At 42.2% G+C, this 16,981-nt stretch carries 19 protein-coding genes; 14 read left to right on the top strand and 5 right to left on the bottom strand.

The features are described 5' to 3' along the window. Nucleotides 1–34 precede the first annotated feature (34 nt). The 4 genes from DFO73_RS12060 to DFO73_RS12045 all read left to right on the top strand — a co-directional run bounded on the left by DFO73_RS12060 (nucleotide 35) and on the right by DFO73_RS12045 (nucleotide 3,547). Entirely contained in the window at nucleotides 35–724 is a 690-nt protein-coding gene (locus tag DFO73_RS12060; RefSeq protein WP_110065021.1) for a YesL family protein, read from the top strand. 18 nt (nucleotides 725–742) lie between these two features. After that, complete coding sequence (arfA, locus tag DFO73_RS12055; protein ID WP_110065020.1) at nucleotides 743–2,254, top strand: arabinosylfuranosidase ArfA; 1,512 nt, start codon at nucleotides 743–745, stop codon at nucleotides 2,252–2,254. 543 nt (nucleotides 2,255–2,797) lie between these two features. After that, complete coding sequence (locus tag DFO73_RS12050) at nucleotides 2,798–3,328, top strand: GNAT family N-acetyltransferase (RefSeq protein ID WP_110065019.1); 531 nt, start codon at nucleotides 2,798–2,800, stop codon at nucleotides 3,326–3,328. A gap of 63 nt (nucleotides 3,329–3,391) precedes the next feature. Continuing rightward, complete coding sequence (locus DFO73_RS12045; protein ID WP_009335488.1) at nucleotides 3,392–3,547, top strand: DUF1540 domain-containing protein; 156 nt, start codon at nucleotides 3,392–3,394, stop codon at nucleotides 3,545–3,547. A 94-nt stretch (nucleotides 3,548–3,641) separates the two neighbouring features. On the opposite strand, the gene DFO73_RS12040 is transcribed toward DFO73_RS12045, so the two are convergent. After that, a complete protein-coding gene (locus DFO73_RS12040; protein WP_110065018.1) occupies nucleotides 3,642–3,899 on the bottom strand; it encodes a hypothetical protein in 258 nt (85 codons plus the stop codon). Nucleotides 3,900–4,165: 266 nt separating this feature from the next. Between DFO73_RS12040 and DFO73_RS12035 the strand changes: the two genes are divergently transcribed. Together DFO73_RS12035 and DFO73_RS28645 are read left to right on the top strand one after the other, a co-directional pair. Further along, on the top strand, nucleotides 4,166–4,618 hold the full coding sequence (locus DFO73_RS12035; protein ID WP_110065017.1) for a GNAT family N-acetyltransferase: 453 nt from the start codon (nucleotides 4,166–4,168) through the stop codon (nucleotides 4,616–4,618). A 73-nt stretch (nucleotides 4,619–4,691) separates the two neighbouring features. Then, nucleotides 4,692–4,850, top strand: a complete 159-nt coding sequence (locus DFO73_RS28645) for a hypothetical protein (RefSeq protein ID WP_181395994.1) — start codon at nucleotides 4,692–4,694, stop codon at nucleotides 4,848–4,850. Between the two features lie 48 nt (nucleotides 4,851–4,898). On the opposite strand, the gene DFO73_RS12030 is transcribed toward DFO73_RS28645, so the two are convergent. Continuing rightward, nucleotides 4,899–5,183, bottom strand: coding sequence for a DUF1259 domain-containing protein (locus tag DFO73_RS12030; RefSeq protein WP_309043052.1), 285 nt, complete (start codon nucleotides 5,181–5,183; stop codon nucleotides 4,899–4,901). Between the two features lie 500 nt (nucleotides 5,184–5,683). Here DFO73_RS12030 and DFO73_RS28640 point away from each other — a divergent pair, with 500 nt between their 5' ends. Continuing rightward, nucleotides 5,684–5,830 carry a hypothetical protein gene (locus DFO73_RS28640; protein ID WP_181395993.1) on the top strand — a complete coding sequence of 49 codons (147 nt, stop codon included), beginning with the start codon at nucleotides 5,684–5,686 and terminating at the stop codon, nucleotides 5,828–5,830. A gap of 40 nt (nucleotides 5,831–5,870) precedes the next feature. Here DFO73_RS28640 and DFO73_RS12025 read toward each other — a convergent pair whose 3' ends face one another. Genes DFO73_RS12025 through DFO73_RS12015 form a run of 3 tightly spaced genes read right to left on the bottom strand, consistent with a single transcriptional unit; the run spans nucleotide 5,871 to nucleotide 7,278 of the window. After that, a complete protein-coding gene (locus DFO73_RS12025) occupies nucleotides 5,871–6,167 on the bottom strand; it encodes a putative quinol monooxygenase (RefSeq protein WP_110065016.1) in 297 nt (98 codons plus the stop codon). A gap of 21 nt (nucleotides 6,168–6,188) precedes the next feature. Then, on the bottom strand, nucleotides 6,189–6,824 hold the full coding sequence (locus DFO73_RS12020) for a nitroreductase family protein (RefSeq protein ID WP_110065015.1): 636 nt from the start codon (nucleotides 6,822–6,824) through the stop codon (nucleotides 6,189–6,191). A 25-nt stretch (nucleotides 6,825–6,849) separates the two neighbouring features. Then, on the bottom strand, nucleotides 6,850–7,278 hold the full coding sequence (locus tag DFO73_RS12015; RefSeq protein ID WP_110065014.1) for a MarR family winged helix-turn-helix transcriptional regulator: 429 nt from the start codon (nucleotides 7,276–7,278) through the stop codon (nucleotides 6,850–6,852). 446 nt (nucleotides 7,279–7,724) lie between these two features. Between DFO73_RS12015 and eutB the strand changes: the two genes are divergently transcribed. From eutB to DFO73_RS11980, 7 genes are all read left to right on the top strand, one after another. Then, nucleotides 7,725–8,735 (top strand): hydroxyectoine utilization dehydratase EutB, encoded by a 1,011-nt coding sequence (gene eutB / locus DFO73_RS12010; protein WP_110065062.1) that lies wholly within the window; start codon nucleotides 7,725–7,727, stop codon nucleotides 8,733–8,735. Between the two features lie 370 nt (nucleotides 8,736–9,105). Then, nucleotides 9,106–10,818, top strand: coding sequence for a PucR family transcriptional regulator (locus tag DFO73_RS12005; RefSeq protein WP_110065013.1), 1,713 nt, complete (start codon nucleotides 9,106–9,108; stop codon nucleotides 10,816–10,818). A 397-nt stretch (nucleotides 10,819–11,215) separates the two neighbouring features. Next, on the top strand, nucleotides 11,216–12,403 hold the full coding sequence (locus DFO73_RS12000; RefSeq protein WP_110065012.1) for a M24 family metallopeptidase: 1,188 nt from the start codon (nucleotides 11,216–11,218) through the stop codon (nucleotides 12,401–12,403). A 16-nt stretch (nucleotides 12,404–12,419) separates the two neighbouring features. Further along, nucleotides 12,420–13,424 (top strand): cyclodeaminase, encoded by a 1,005-nt coding sequence (locus DFO73_RS11995; protein ID WP_110065011.1) that lies wholly within the window; start codon nucleotides 12,420–12,422, stop codon nucleotides 13,422–13,424. Nucleotides 13,425–13,438: 14 nt separating this feature from the next. Next, nucleotides 13,439–14,641, top strand: a complete 1,203-nt coding sequence (locus DFO73_RS11990; protein WP_110065010.1) for a cystathionine gamma-synthase family protein — start codon at nucleotides 13,439–13,441, stop codon at nucleotides 14,639–14,641. A gap of 29 nt (nucleotides 14,642–14,670) precedes the next feature. Next, nucleotides 14,671–15,918 carry a M20 metallopeptidase family protein gene (locus DFO73_RS11985; RefSeq protein WP_110065009.1) on the top strand — a complete coding sequence of 416 codons (1,248 nt, stop codon included), beginning with the start codon at nucleotides 14,671–14,673 and terminating at the stop codon, nucleotides 15,916–15,918. Further along, on the top strand, nucleotides 15,908–16,963 hold the full coding sequence (locus DFO73_RS11980; protein WP_110065008.1) for a homoserine dehydrogenase: 1,056 nt from the start codon (nucleotides 15,908–15,910) through the stop codon (nucleotides 16,961–16,963). The genes DFO73_RS11985 and DFO73_RS11980 overlap by 11 nt, the downstream gene beginning before the upstream one ends. Nucleotides 16,964–16,981 lie beyond the last annotated feature (18 nt).

Here is a 16,981-nt window from a genome sequence, read left to right as displayed (position 1 = left end):
TGGCTCAGCGGCTCAAAGTGAAAGGAGACGTAAAATGCAGGAAAACACATTTATGGATCGTTTAAACACAATATTTATGTGGATTAGCCGGCTGGCTTTCCTAAACATGCTTTGGATCGCTTTTAGTGCAATTGGTTTATTCCTGTTTGGTTTTTTTCCAGCAACGGCAGCCATGTTGGCCATTTGTAATAAGTGGCTGAAAGCGGAAGGTGAGATACGTATATTTAAGGAGTTCTCTACATTTTATAAAGAATCGTTTTGGGCAACGAATCGAATAGGCTATATATTAGCAGCTGCGAGTATTATTCTGTATTTAAATTTTCTTGTGATAAGGGAGTACGGTTCCAGCCTGGTGTTTATCTCTGCATTTTACCTTATGGCTTTCTTTACGATGGCTGCCGCTACACATATATTGCCGTTGTATATTTACGAAAAAAGCTCCTTTATACCTTTAGCCAAAAAGGCCTTCATAATCAGTATAATCAATCTGCCCTACTCAATAGCTATATTAGTTAGCCAATCGGCAATTTATTATTGGTTGTTTTCATATCCCGCATCCGCAGTGTTTTTTCTTGGGAGTCTTCTAGCCATTATCCAAATGTGGATCGCAAACCGTTCTTTTATAAGATTGGAAAAAAGAGCAAAGCAAAAAACAAATTTAACAGGAATACACCTCTCAAGAAACGAGATGAACAAAAACCCCATCTTCTTTCTGAAAAAATAACCAGTTGAAAAAAGGAGAATGATCGTTTTGGTACAAAAAGCAAAGGTAATGATCGATAAAGAATTCGTAATTGGCGAAATTGATAAGCGGATTTATGGTTCATTTATTGAACATTTAGGCCGTGCAGTTTATGAAGGTATTTATGAACCGGAACATCCATCTGCAGATGAGCAGGGTTTCCGGACAGATGTTATTGAACTGGTGAAAGAATTAAATGTCCCCATTATCCGCTACCCTGGAGGAAATTTTTTATCAGGCTACAATTGGGAAGACGGAGTGGGACCCGTATCAGAACGTCCAAAAAGGCTTGATCTTGCATGGCGTGCAACCGAGCCAAATGTTATTGGAACAAATGAATTTATCGATTGGGCAAATAAGGTGAATGCCGAAGTCAACATGGCAGTCAATCTTGGGACACGGGGGATTGATGCAGCGAGGAACCTGGTTGAATTTTGTAATCATCCATCTGGCTCTTATTGGAGTGATTTGCGGATATCCCATGGTTATAAAGATCCTCATAAAATAAAGACATGGTGCCTGGGAAATGAAATGGACGGCCCGTGGCAGATTGGACATAAGACGGCAACAGAATATGGCCGACTGGCAGCAGAGACAGCCAAAGCAATGAAATGGGTGGACCCCTCTATCGAACTTGTAGCATGCGGGAGCTCCAACCGCCATATGCCGACTTTTGCCGCTTGGGAGGCAGAAGTACTCGAACATACTTACGAACACGTGGAATTTATTTCATTGCATACGTACTATGGCAATCGGGATAATGATCTTGCTAACTATTTAGCTCAGTCATTGGACATGGATCAATTTATTTATTCCGTTATTTCCATTGCGGATTACATTAAAGCGAAGAAACGGAGCAAAAAAACGATTCATCTTTCTTTTGATGAATGGAATGTATGGTACCATTCAAGGGAATCCGATAAGCAGCTGGAACCTTGGACCACTGCTCCGCCTCAGCTGGAAGATATTTATAATTTTGAAGATGCACTTCTTGTCGGAAGTATGCTAATGTCACTTTTACGCCGTGCTGATCGTGTAAAGATTGCCTGCTTGGCACAATTGGTTAATGTAATCGCTCCAATTATGACCAAAAAAGGGGAAGAAGTTTGGAAACAAACTATTTTCTATCCGTACATGCATGCATCCCTATATGGAAGAGGAACAGCACTTCAAACAGTTGTATCCTCTCCGAAATATGATTGCAGGGATTTTACAGATGTTCCTTTTTTAGACACAGTAACGGTTTATCATGAAGAAGAGGAAACCTTGACATTATTTGCGGTTAACCGCCATCAAGAGGAGACCCTAAAGATTGATTGTGACATTAGAAGCTTTGAGGGATACACAGTAAAGGAGCACATCGTTCTTGAAAATAAAGATGTAAAAGCAACAAATCAGCATAATCACTCTAATGTGGTTCCACATAATAACGGAGATGCGATTTCGAATGGAGGTTATTTAACTGCAAACCTGCCAAAGCTTTCATGGAATGTTATCCGATTATCAAAGTAAGAGTATACTAGTAGTTTGACATAGGTATAACTCAAAAAAGGTGCCTGGCGCCTCTTTTTAAAGGAGCAAGAAAGCACACGCGTATTTATCTCGTAATCTGAATCCAACCCTGCCGGAATGATGCTCGGCGACGAGGATCGTACAGCAGGAGGGACTTTAAGATGAAGGTAAAGTTTTGGCTGAAATAGCGGAGAACAGTCTTTTCTTTCAAAAAGAATACATTGTGAAATGATCAGGCCGGAAGAATTGGAGAAAAAATTGAAATAACTATGGAAAAAAACCTGCCCTCGGGCTGCATTTGCAGTTCGGAGGCAGTTTTTTTATGAACCTGTCTTCAGAATAGATGTATTTATTGTCAAATTGAAAAGTGCCAGAAGGTTTGTGCGGATAGCCCCTATTTATATGCGGATAAAATTTTTTATGTGCGTATAGCCTTCATTTGTGTGCGGATAAAAAATTTTATGTGCGGTTAGCTTTTTAAAAGGAAATAAGTGAAAATCCACGAACATAACTAAGATGATAAATTTGATAGGGGCTAATAAAATGGATCTTAAAACCGAGAGATTAATGCTGCGCAAGTTTAAGGAAGAAGACTGGAAAGCCGTTTATGAATACACTTCCAATCCGGAAGTGATGGAATATATTCCGGAAGGCGTTTTTTCGGAAGAAGCTGCTAAAGAGTTTGTCCGCAAACATAGTGGAGAAAGCGCCAAGTATTTTCCCGTCCTATTAAAGGATGAAAATGTCCTGATTGGCCATATTTCTTTTCATAAGTATTTTGGCGGCCATACATATGAGATCGGCTGGGTCTTTAATCCGAAGTTTTATAATAAAGGCTTTGCTTCAGAGGCAGCATATGCAGTGCTGAAGTATGGATTTGATGATCTGGGTCTCCATCGGATTATCGCGACCTGCCAGCCGGAGAACCCGCCTTCATACAGGGTGATGGAGAAAATCGGCATGAGGCGGGAAGGATATTTCAAAAAGTGCATTCCGCACGGCGATGGATGGTGGGATGAGTATTATTATGCAATTTTGAGAGATGATTGGGATAATAGGGACGATTTGCAGTAAAAGCAGAGTAAAGGTATATCACCTCCTGTTTTGCTTAAAATAACAAAACAGGAGGTGATATACATGGCTAAAGATGTCCTTTGTGAAGTAAATAACTGCACGTATTGGGAAAAGGGAAATAAATGTGGTGCAGAAGCTATCTACGTTGTCAGCCATAAAGGCAAACAGGCTTCCAATAGTAAAGAAACAGATTGCAAAACATTTGAACCAGAAGTTTAAGACGTTAAGGTAACCATTTTTGGTTACCTGTTCTTTGTTTAGTATTGATAATCATTATCAGTTTTATCCATCCCTTTGCCAATTTCTCAATCATTTATTGAGTTTTACGGAGAGGCGTTAGTTTTTTCATGTTTTTAAATATCTTATAATGAGCCGTTCCGACTTTTTCTTCTACATAGTCCAAGGAGTAATCGCCAGAAGGATCAGAAAGCTCCCCAATTGCTCTGGAAAGGTGATCGATCACCGATCTGTAGGAATCACTCTTTTTCAGTTCTTCCTTTGAATTCATTTCCGCCATAATGTCATAAGCCAGGTTTTGAATTCTCCGTAAACGAATTTGCTTTGTTTGCATATTATCGCATCCTCCCCTTTTTTGAATCAGTATTTATATATGGTTTTTTTCTGAAAACATAACTAAAAATCGTTTCAGACTGCCGCTGAATTTTTTGGAAAATTATAGTATAATGTACATGTCCTTGTTATTTTTAGACAATTCTGTTAAAAGGAGGCGTTCATTATGCTAAAAAAAATGGCACTGGCTGCGGTTAAAAATAAGGGGTTAACGCCTAATTAACAAATTGTTAGCGTTCCCCCAAAAAAGCGAAAAGGGGAATTTTTGTGAATACAATACAAGTTAGAATTGCAGAATTAAATGCAGAGAACTGGTATGACTGCTGTCTATTAGAGGTTTCGGAAGAACAAATAGCTTATCTCGAGCCGAACGCTGTTTCCATTGCCCAGAGCAAATTTGAAACCACTTTAAAACCATATGCAATCTATTTTGAAGAAAAAGTAGTCGGCTTTTTCATGTTCAACACGGTGCGAGAAGAGCTTTATGGATACTGGATATATAGAATCATGGTAGACAAGAATTACCAAGGCAAGGGAATTGGCAAAAAAGCGACGGAGCTGATGATTGCTGAAATGGCTAAGCTGCCCGATGTGAAGAACATTGTTGTAGGCTATCATCCGGAAAACCAGGGAGCGCACAACCTTTATAGAAGTTTAGGGTTTGTGGGTCACGGTGACCGGTTCGGGAAAGAAATGGCTGTTGTCAAACAGATCGGATAGGAAGAGAAGGACCAGTTTTGGTCCTTTTTATTCGGTTGAAAAGGAAAAAATTAGAAAAAAAGGAGGAGGCAATATGGAATTATATATGCTATTATTTGTTTTTTTCGTTTTTATCTTAATCAGTTCAGTCTTAAATATCCTTTTTAAGATGACTGAAAAGAAACATTGGGGCATGACGTTGGTATTAAGCCTGGTTTTATCCATCATCAGTGTTGTCGTACTAGGGCACTAGGGGTTCGCTAATAAAAAACCATTTGTGATGTAAATCCAAATGGTTTCTTTAGAAAAGATCTGCTTCCCCGGCTGCTTCGATGCTATTTCTGGCAAATTCAAATGGGTCGCCGACATTTTCCAAGTGCATATACATGAGACGCGGTTCTTCAAAAAGCCAATGGTTGTGCAAAGCCGTAACGATAATTCCCCGTTTTCTTAACTCTGATAGGAACGGATTAATCTCTTTTTGAAGGATGACAGTTTCACCCAAGTTAAGAGTATCTGTGCCGCGGCTATTTTCAAATGAAAGTGCGAAAGGAAGTGCAAGAGGGGAACGGGTGGTGCGGTCCAGTATTTTGCATCAATATCTCGAAGGCGCTGAACTATACGGGCTGGCTCAGTTACCGCTACATCTCCTCCTATAATATCCGCAAGTTTCTGGCACGCTGATGGACTCAAACCTCTTACAGCACTTCGGCTTCTGTGTTTATCTCTTTTTCTCCCTGTCTGGGCTTGTACCTCAGATGGGGATTCAAACTCTTCATAAGAATCATTGTGAAAGTCAAAACTAACATCCTGACGGCGATTGGAAACCCTTATAAATTTTTGATTGCCAAATCTGTCATATTCTCTCCAACTCATTCTTTTTGCCTCCTTGTCCTTGGCTGAACACTGACTGTTTATTCTTATTAATTGGAAATAAATGGGTTATTCATTTAAGGCAAACACCTTGTTTGAAGAAACCGGTCTTGATTAGGTAAAAATCCGCTTCTTATTTCCCGCAAATCTTGAATAAAAATGGTTTCAAAACAAATACTTGATTTAATGAGACTAAATGAAAAGGTGATGAACATGAACAATAAACAGTATGGTTTTGCAAATTTAACGGGTGGAGACCTTCAGCAGGTGCATAATCTTGAGAAACAATTAAGCAAGGAAAAAGGGGAAGAAGTTATTCTTATTGCTTATCATGATCAGAAAGAGAACCAAGGGAAATAAAAGTGCCTGCCCCGATTATTAGTGGGGGCAGGCATTGTTTTTATTTCTCAATAGGATTGGCATTGAACAGCTTCACCTGAGGAGGGGCAGCCATAAACTGTGATGCCTTGGCAGTGAATTCAGTAAAGTGTTCCGTCTGATTATGGAATTTTACAGCGTCCATGTCTGTCCAAAGCTCCACCATGGTGTAGGATCCGGCTTTATCAGTATCTTTTAAAAGATCATATGAAATATTGCCTTCTTCCGATCGGGAAGCATCAATTAACGGGCGGATTTCAGCCAGAAAATCATATTCTTTCTCGGGGTGTACTTGAAAACCTGCATGAATAATAATCATTCTTTATTTCTCCTTATGGTGTTATTTCCATTCCGCTATGGTATCAACAGGCAAGCGGACAGATTTGTATCCCTGGTCAGCGGCTTTTCCGATTGAAATCAGCATAACAGGATAGTAGCGTTCCTTGTCCAAATCAAAGCTTTCAGCAATGCGGTCCTTTTCATAGCCGCCGATTGGATTGGTATCATAGCCATGGGCACGGGCAGCAAGCATCAGCTGCATGGAAACAAGGCCAGCGTCGATTAGATTCATTTCTTTCTTTTGCTCAAATGACATGCTTTCTACCAGACCTTTGATCGCTGGAACCTGCTGGTCTCTTACCTCAGCTGGCATGTAGCCTTTTTCTACAGCTGTATTATAGATCCTTTCCAGGTACTCTTCGCTCTTCATATCCACAAAAACCGCAATTACGGCTGCGGAAGTCTGGACTTGTCTTTGATTGAATTTCGCCAGTGGAGCCAGAGTTTCTTTGCCTCTTTTTGAATCAATGACCACAAAGCGCCACGGCTGCAAATTAACGGAGGAAGGAGCTAAAGCGGCTTCCTCAAGAATTTCAGCCATTTCTTCTCTGCTGATTTTAACGTCAGGATTGTAATTCCGGATGGAACGGCGGCCTGTTACAATTTCTTTAAAGTCGTTTATTGCTGTTTTATTCATGATGACTCTCCTTTTCGTGGTGTAATTAAATTTTCTCTACATTCTCCTGAATGCGTGTAAGCATATTTAAAAGTGCAATACGCTCTTCATTTGAAAAGCCTTTTAGGACATTTGCAATGAACCGCTGTTTTTCTTCGCAGTAAGCAGCGATTTTCACTTTGCCCTCATCGGTCAGACGGACATAGGTAAAGCGGTTATCTTCTGGATTTTTCCTGCGTATGACCATTCCTTTTTCTTCAAGCTGTTTAAGGTGCCTGGTAACGGCTGCGTGGTCGATATTTACCTTTTTCTGAAGAGCCCTCTGGGTAATTTCCTCTGCTTCAAAAAGCTCTCGCAGGATCTCTAGCCGCGACTGGCTGATGCCTGTACAGCGCTCAAACTTCGGCATGGTCTGTTTATTGAGTTCAAACAGCCTCTGGGCAATTAACTCTTCTTCCTTCGAACATTTGAACAAAGCATCCTCCACCTTTTTATTAATTGATAGGTCAATTATTGATGCATCAATTAATATACTCCTATTGATTTCTGAAGTCAAACAGATTAGCTTGAAGAAGTTTTTCAAGTTCTGTATACAGTAGGGGAAGCAGTTCCTTTTAATGTTAAGAATGTTATTCATAAATATAAAAATGGCGTTATTGTTTTATATACAACTGGACAAAAGGAGAGGGGAAGAGAATTTACTGCTCTAACAGCGTCCTATTTAAAAGGGAATAAAAAAAGGAGGACTTAATTGATAATTATTCCATCATTTATGGTCAAGTTTACAAAGATTTTCCTACAGTGTTATAAAATTTGTATGAAAAAATTTTCCTTTTATCAGCACTTTGGACAATTGAAATATCTGAAAAATCGGACTACTATTAATAAAGAAATTCTTATATGGAGGGGGAACAAACATTGATGCATTTAAAATCTGTGAAAGGAAGAATAGGGATTTCCATCCGCGATATTTGGGAAGCAAAGAAACGAATTTCTTCCCTGGTATATAAGACTCCATTGATTCAATCAGCGGTCCTTTCTGAAAAAATGGGCCGGAGGGTTTTTTTGAAACTGGAAAATGTTCATGAAATTGGAGCCTTTAAAGTCAGAGGGGCAGCGAATAAAATTTTGAGCTTAAGCTCCGAAGAGAGAGGGCGAGGGATTGCTACATATTCAACGGGGAACCATGGAATGGCTGTTGCGTATGTGGCAAAAAAGCTTGGAGTTAAGGCCGTTGTATGCATATCAAACCGTGTCCCTAAAGCTAAGGTCGATTCATTAAAAAGGCTGGGAGCCAAAATAGACATTTACGGTGACAGCCAGGATGCCGCCGGGGAACGGTGCTATGAGCTGGAGAGGATGGAAGGGCTGACTGTGATTCCGCCGTTCGATGATCCCTATGTGATTGCCGGACAGGGAACGATCGGGTTGGAGCTTTTGGAGGAACTTCCGAACTTAACAGATTTGATTGTACCCCTTTCAGGCGGAGGTCTTCTTTCAGGGATTGGGCTCGCCATAAAATCAAATGACAAGGGGATAAGGGTTTCAGGTGTTTGTATGGAAAAATCTGCTGTAATGCATGAGAGTTTAAAAGCGGGGAAACCTGTATTGCTTGAAGAGAGTGAGACTCTTGCCGACAGCTTGCTGGGGGGAATCGGCCTGGATAACAGTTACACCTTCCGTATGGTTCAGGAATACATGGATAAAGCTTATCTGATTCCAGAAGAGGAGATTGCATACAGCATGGCTTTTATGATAGATAAGCACAGAATGATTATGGAGGGGGCAGCAGCCACTGGAATTGCAGCGATTTTAGGCGGGAAAATTCCCCGGCAGGAGGGGGACGTTGCTGTAATCATCAGCGGACATAATGTGGATCTTTCTGTCATTCATCGGGTAATTCAAGATTATGCCATTGGCAGTGAAGGGTGAGAATGATGTTAATGCCGGAATTGATACTATCAGAGAGGTACTGAAAGGTGCCTATTATGGCATTCAAACTTTACGCCATCATGGGCTACTGCATTCAAGAAAGCTTCGTTAAAGTGTAAAAAAGTCGGCGGCATTAGCTTATTTTAAGTCCTTACGATATGAAATAGCCAGGGATTTCCGAAGCCGCATTTTTGGAAAAAGAATAGAATCCTTTCCCCTATTAATATGGAAATGTGATGACATTGTTATATTAATAAAATATTAACTAGAAGAGCGTAAAATTAATAGTAGACGTTGCTATCTGAATATGGTTTCCTATAATAAAAGTCTTCGATCTTTTTAATCTTAAGGTGTTCAGAGGGGAGCCAACATGAGATTAACAGTTAAAGATGTACTAAAATACAAGATTCTCAATAGCGCCAAGATTGTTACCGGAAAGGAATATGCCGAAAAACGGCATATTCAATGGATTTCAGCCATCGAAATGCCGGTGGAAAACTTTGTCCGAAAAAATGAAGCGGTATTGACGACAGGGATTGGCTGCGGAGAGGACGCTGAAGCTTTCAAAAAGTTCGTTCAGGATGTGATCGACTCCGACGCTTCCGCTCTGATGGTCGCTTTGGGAAGATACATTTTTGATATTCCCACTGAGGTAATAGAATTGGCCGAAAAGAATAATTTTATTATTATTGTGATTCCATGGGAAATCCGCTTTTCCAGTATTATCGAATCGGTTATGAAAGAGATTAATGATATCGAATATAAAGAACGTGAAAAATCGGAAAAGGTTCAGCAGGAGCTTCTTAAATTCATTCTAAAAGACACGGACCTGAAGGAAATCTCAAAATTCGTTGAAAAGCATATTGGGTATCCGATCGCCATTACAGACCGATCCGGCACCCTTCAAAAAAAAAGCATCCACACACAAGCCTTTATAAAAGAGTGGAAAAAATATGTCCTGCAAGGTATTCTTCCATCAAGGACAGATAGCACTCTATTAAAAGGAGACCCCATGTTTCAAAAGTTCCAAATGGTTAAGATAGAAAACCGGTTTGTTTTTCAGATTCCGGTCCTCCAGGTAGCCGACAATCCACAAGGTTATATTTTTGTATTGGTTCCTGGTTCCGAATCAATCGAATCCTTTCTCACTCTTTTTCGAGTTAACGTGTTAGAGCATGCTGCAACTACGATTGCTCTTTGGCTTTCAAGGAAAAATGCTATTGAAGAAACAAAAGTGCGTCTTCGCAGCGATTTTGTTCAGGAGCTTGCTAAAGGCGAATTCCTCTCTTTTGAACAAGCTGATTCCAGGGCAAAATTGCTTGGATATAATCTTAAGCATCCGTATGTGTGTATTGTCGGATATCCGGAAAATATGAAAATAATATTCCAAAAGCGCAAACAGGACTATGATTCATATGAACATTGGCTTGAAAGCATGATTCAATATATCGAGGAAGAAATCTACTATGCAGCCCAGTCCCTTAAAAAGGACATGCTGATGACCTATCAGGGTGAACAGCTTGTCATTTTCCTGGAAACTCCGGGGGTGAAGGAAAATGAAAACGCTACAAATTTCCTTGATCTTGTAGAACGGCGCCTGGGAAATTTGCTTCCTGAAGTTGTCATATCCTGGGGCATCGGCAATGCTTTTGAAGGAATTTTAGGATTTGGGGAAAGCTTTCGTCATGCAAGCACTGCTTTAAGTATCGGGCGGCGGAAAAAGGGTTCCGGGCAGCGGATGATGTATGAGCAAACAAGAGTGGATAGGGTGCTATTAAATATGGCCGGCAATAATGAGATGAAAGAGATCATTATGTCAACTATTGAGCCTCTTGTACATTATGACGAGCAGCGGCACATGGATTTGATCGGCACTTTCATTGCCTATAATCAATTTCATGGAAATGTAAGCCAGACAGCGAGATCTCTAAATCTTCACCGGCAGTCCCTGCTGTACCGGCTAAGGAAGATTGAATCTTTGACTGGTTTATCCCTTATTGATCCGGATGATTTATTTCTTTTGGATCTGAGCATAAAAATTTGGAAAATAGGAGAACATGCTGTTATGGCAGGTCAAAATTAATTTTATTGAAAAATAGAGAGCTGTGGGAAAAATCCTTTAGGGATTCTCCCGCAGTTTTTTTCTTTTGAACTTCACAAACCTCGGATTTCTCTGCCCTTCCCAGGATCTCTCTGCAGCTATTGATTTTCCTTGGACAGGAGAATCACGACCATCCTCTACTTATCATTTCAATGCCGAATCAGCAACTCATTTTAACCATTATTCTGTTTTAAGACAATATTTTTTACTGACCTTTTAAATCATCTGAATTCTAAATCTTTTGATAACTTGACTAAAATAAAATTTGAATTTTCATACAACTTTGCAGATGATAGATTTCTTCCCCTGACACTATAATGAATCTACAAACGAAATACCTGAAAAATTAAATACTGGTTTGGTAGGAGGGAGCACCACCATGTCATTTGGAACAGCAGAGTATAAAAAGAGAATCTTGAAAACAAAAGAAAGAATGGCAGCAGAAGGGATTGAAGTTTTGCTTATTACGGATCCCGCTAATATGAATTATTTATCCGGTTATGACGGATGGTCCTTCTATGTGCATCAAATGCTCATTATCATCATTGATGAAGAACAGCCGATTTGGATTGGCAGGGGACAGGATGCAAATGGAGCCAAAGTAACGACATGGCTTTATCATGAAAATATCATTCCCTACCCTGACGATTATGTACAATCTGAAACCAAACATCCAATGGATTTTGTAGCAGATATTTTAAAGCAAATCGGACAGCAAAACCGTTTTATCGGTGTTGAGATGGAAAACTATTATTTCACTGCAAAATGCTATGAGCAGCTGAAAAAGGGACTTCCGAATGCTAGTTTCCGCGATGCATCCCTGCTGGTAAACTGGGTCCGCATTATAAAGTCCGAAACAGAGATCGAGTATATGAAGAGAGCAGCAAAAATTGTGGAAAAAACAATGGCAGCAGGAATTGAGCTGGTTAATGAAGGCGTACGGGAATGTGATGTTGCCGCGAAAATCTTTCATACACAAATAACAGGTACGGATGAATTCGGCGGGGACTACCCGGCGATCATGCCTCTTCTACCATCAGGAGAAAGAACTTCCACTCCGCATTTAACCTGGACGGACCAGCTTTATAAATCAAGCGAGCTTGTGATTCTAGAACTGGCCGGATGCTATAAGCGCTATCATTCCCCTCTTGCCAGAACCGTCCATATCGGCCAGCCTTCCGAAAAAATTAAAGTACTTTCGGAAGTAGTTGTCGAAGGATTGAACGCTTGTCTGGATATGATTAAGCCAGGGATTGCCTGCGAAGAAATTGAGGAAGCATGGAGAAAATCGATTGAAAAAAGCGGAATTATAAAGGAATCGCGCCTGGGATATTCCATGGGTCTGAACTATCCTCCAGATTGGGGCGAGCATACAGCGAGCATTCGCAAAGGAGATAAAACCATCCTTCAGCCCAATATGACATTCCATTTGATCCCGGGTATCTGGCTTGACCAATACGGTTTCGAAGCAAGTGAATCATTCAGAGTAACCGAAAATGGATGCGAAACATTTGCAGAACTCCCAAGGGATTTATATATAAAGGAAGCATCACTTACAAAGATCTAGGAGGTGAAGCGAAGGGATGCTAATTTTTACAGAACAAGAACTTAAACAGTATGTCCAGTTGAACAATGAAGCGATCGCTATTGTGGAAGCCGGATTTACGAAGCTTGCAGAGGATGAAGCTGTCATGCCGCCGATTATGCGTGTGGATCTGCACGACCAAAATGGGGAGGTGGATGTCAAAACCGCATATGTAAAAGGGGAAGACATGTTTGCAATTAAAGTATCTTCCGGATTCTTCAATAATTATAAGCTTGGACTCTCAAGCGGAAATGGACTTATGCTCTTGATCAGTACTCAAACAGGCATCCCCCAGGCAATGCTGCTGGATAACGGCTATTTGACCGAGGTACGGACAGCCGCAGCGGGAGCGATTGCTGCAAACTATCTTTCCCGTGAAAACATTGAAACAGTCGGAGTAATTGGAGCCGGAAGCCAGGCGAGGTACCAGGCAAGGGCTCTCAAACTCGCACGGAATTTTAAAAGAATCCTGGTTTATTCCAGGTCAGAGGAGCGCTCGAGAAAATATGCCGAAGACATGTCCGCCGAATTGGGGGTTGAGGTCCAAGTGGCAGAGAGTGCTGAAGTGCTGGTGCGTAGCAGTGATACGGTCATTACGACTACTCCGGCAAAAGAGCCGGTGATCAAAGCGGAATGGCTTCACCCCGGACTTCATATTACGGCTATGGGATCAGATGCTGAACATAAGCAGGAGCTTGAAGCAGAAGTTCTTGTCCGGGCGGATAAGCTTATATGCGATACAAAAGCACAGTGTGCCAGGCTTGGAGAATTGCATCACGCACTTGACAAAGGAGTATTAACGAATGAATCGCCCATTATTGAACTGGGTCAATTAACATCCGGAAGGCTAAGCGGGCGGGTAAATGACGAGGAGATTACGGTTTGTGATTTAACTGGTACAGGAGTCCAGGATACTGTCATCGCCCTGTTTGCTTACAGTGAATTGGTCAAGCGGGAAATCGGCTTGAAGGTTGAGAACGAAAAACTGGCATTAAAAAACTGAGAAGGAGTGATCGTATGGTAAAAGAAAATGTTCAGGCAGGTACAAAAGCAGTATGGGCTGGGGAAAAGGATTATTTGGTGCATGGAGCCACCCAGGTGCCGGTCGTACTCAGTGTGGCATATGGATATGATGATATGGATGAGTGGTATGATGTAGCGATTGGGAAGAAAAAGGGACATATTTACGGAAGAAATACGAATCCAACCGTACAGGCATTTGAAGATAAAGTGAAAATTCTGGAAGGCGCCGAAGCAGCGACAAGCTTTTCAACAGGCATGGCTGCAATCAGCAATACATTATCGACGTTTTTGGTGCCGGGGGATCGCATTGTATCGATGAAGGACACTTATGGCGGGACGAACAAGATTTTTACGGAATTTCTGCCTCGCCAGCAAATCGAGGTGGTTCTTTGCGAAACAGGGAATCACGAGCAAATAGAAGCGGAAGTGGCAAAAGGGTGCAAAATTCTTTACCTCGAAACACCGACGAATCCAACCGTCAAGATTACCGACATCGAGCGCATGGCAAAAGCCGGACACGATGCAGGGGCCATTGTCATCGTGGACAATACATTTGCAACGCCAATGAATCAAAATCCCATTTCACTGGGTGTGGATCTTGTTATCCACAGTGCTACAAAATTCCTCGGCGGGCATGCTGATGCACTTGGAGGAGTCGTTTGCGGTCCGCATGAACTTGTGGAAAAAATCTATCACTATCGAGAAATCAATGGCGCCACAATGGATCCGATGGCAGCTTACCTGATGATCCGCGGTATGAAAACTCTTCACCTTCGTGTCCGCCAGCAATGTAAAAATGCAATGGCGCTTGCAAAATATCTTCAAACAAAAGATATGGTGGAATCTGTCTATTATCCAGGGATTGAAACACACCCAAACCATCATATTGCCAAAAAACAAATGAAGGATTTTGGCGGGATGCTCAGCTTTGCTGTTAAAGGCGGAGTAGATACAGTCCGTGATTTGCTTCCGAAATTGCAATTCGCCAACCGCGCTGCAAACCTCGGAGCTGTCGAAACAACAGTAGGACCCGCCCGAACAACAAGCCATGTGGAATGTACGCCTGAGGAACGTGCAGCAGTTGGCATTCCGGAAGGGTTAATCCGTGTCTCCTGCGGAATTGAAGAAATAGAGGATATTATTGCAGACTTTGAACAGGCATTTAGCCATGCAGAAAGTGTTTTGCAGGTAAAGTAGATTACTAGTTCCGATCGAGGTGAGAGATGATGTCAAATAATCATCCTATCGTTGAGCAAGCGAATAATTTGGCTGGCCGTCTTGTTGAATGGCGCCGTCATTTTCATCAGCATCCCGAGCTTAGCTTTCAGGAGTTCGTGACCTCCCGTTTTGTTGCAGATGTGTTAAAGGAAATAGATGGAATAGAGGTAGAAACAGGAGTAGGGCTTGAAACAGGAGTAGTAGGCACTTTGACCTCGGGGGATGGACCAGTCATTGCACTAAGGGCTGATATGGATGCCTTACCGATTACGGAGGAAAATAGAACAGGCTATTCGTCCAAAAATGAAGGGGTGATGCATGCTTGCGGCCATGATGCACACACCTCTATTCTCCTCGGGGCTGCCTCCCTCCTCTCGGACCATTTTAAAAAGGGCGAATTGAAAGGGACGGTTAAATTTATTTTCCAGCCAGCGGAGGAAAGTACCGACGCAAACGGACTTTCCGGTTCACCGTACATGGTCCGTGCAGGGGCTTATGACCAGGCTGAAGCTGCCCTTGCCCTCCATGTCTGTCCATGGCTTCCTGTAGGGAACGTGCAAATCAGCGATGGCTACAGTATGGCTAATGTGGATGTTTTTGAAGTGAGAATCCATGGCTCAGGCGGCCATGGGGCTTATCCGGAGCTTGGCACCGATCCTATTTGGATGCTTGGCCCGGTCATGCAGGCATTGTATGGAATTACAGCCAGGAGAGTTTCAGCGCTGGAAGCTGCCGTTATCAGCATTGGCCAAATCCATGCCGGCACAGCAAGCAACATCATTCCGACTGAGGCAGTTATTCAGGGTACGATTCGGAGCTATACACCGGAAGTCCGTGATTTTTTGGCATCAGAAATAAAGAAAGCGCTTTCTATCGTGGAGCATCTGGGGGGAAGCTTTTCATTGAATATCCAAAGAGGGGAGCCAGCTTTAAAAAACCATCCTGCCGTCAATCAATGGATAACGGACGCCATTAAAAAGACATATCCAGGTATGGGTATTACCAGAGGACCATTTGGCCTTGGAGGGGAGGACTTCGGCTATGTGACTGAAAAAATTCCAGGATCCATGTTTTTCCTTGGGTGTTCACCTCCAGACAGGGTCCAGCGCGATCTCCATACCCCGGTTTTTGATTTGGATGAAGCCTGCTTGCCGATTGGAACTGCTATCTTGGCACAAACGGCTGTCATGTTTTTAAAAAAGAAAACGAAATTACAAATAGACCAAAATTTGGAGGTGGAAATACTTGGCACATAAATTGGCGTTTATAGGATTTGGGGTTGTTGGCCAGGGATTGGCAGAAATTTTGCGTGATAAGAAAGAAGCGCTTAAACAGAACGAGGGATTTGAAGCTGAGGTTGTAGCCATTTCCGATTTAATGAAAGGGTCAATCTACCATCCGGGCGGCCTGGATATCGGTACAGCTTTGCGAGTATTGCAAGAAACAGGAAATCTGGAGAATTATCCGGAAACACCGGGGCTAATCAGGGGATGGGACAGCATCAGAACAATCAAGGACACCAATGCAGATACGGTTATTGAGGTTTCCTATACAGATGTCAAAACCGGCCAGCCTGCCATAGACCACTGTAAAGCTGCATTTGAAAAAGGAAAAAATGTGGTGATGACCAATAAGGGACCAGTGGCCCTCGCTTACCAGGAGCTATCTGAAATGGCGCAAAAGCATGGAGCCCATTGGGGATTCGAGGGTACGGTCATGAGCGGTACACCGGCATTACGGATGCCGGCTGCGACCTTGGCCGGTAATGACATTACAGAAATCCGCGGCATATTGAATGGGACAACCAATTATATTCTCACCCAAATGGAACAGGAAGGCGTCTCTTATGAAGCGGCTCTTAAAGAGGCACAAAGGCTCGGCTATGCAGAGGCGGACCCTGCGAGCGATGTAGAGGGCTATGATGCAAGATATAAAATTGTCATTCTCTCCAACTATGTGATGAAAGCTCCTTTATCAGTCGGGGAAGTGGAATGCTCGGGCATTACAGGGATCACTTTAAAGGATATTGAAAAGGCAAAGGCGGAAGGGAAGTGCTGGAAGCTCATTGCAAAAGCCAAAAAGGAAAACGGCAAGGTTATTGCCTCGATAGCACCTGAAAAGTTGGATGCTGAAGATTCTTTGGCTTCCGTCAGGGGCGCAGTCAACGCCATTACGTATCAATGCGATCTTTTGGGCACAGTCACATTAAGCGGTGCAGGAGCAGGGAAAATAGAGACAGGATTCTCCCTTTTGATTGACTTAATTTCTATTCATCGTGCAAGGCAGCTTGTTTCAATCTAAAACAGAAAGGCGGTAATA

Origin of the sequence: Cytobacillus oceanisediminis (assembly GCF_003182355.1) — a bacterium.
Taxonomy (GTDB): domain Bacteria; phylum Bacillota; class Bacilli; order Bacillales; family Cytobacillaceae; genus Cytobacillus; species Cytobacillus oceanisediminis_A.
Note: the sequence above shows the minus strand (reverse complement) of the source record. Positions and strands in the feature narration are given on the sequence as shown.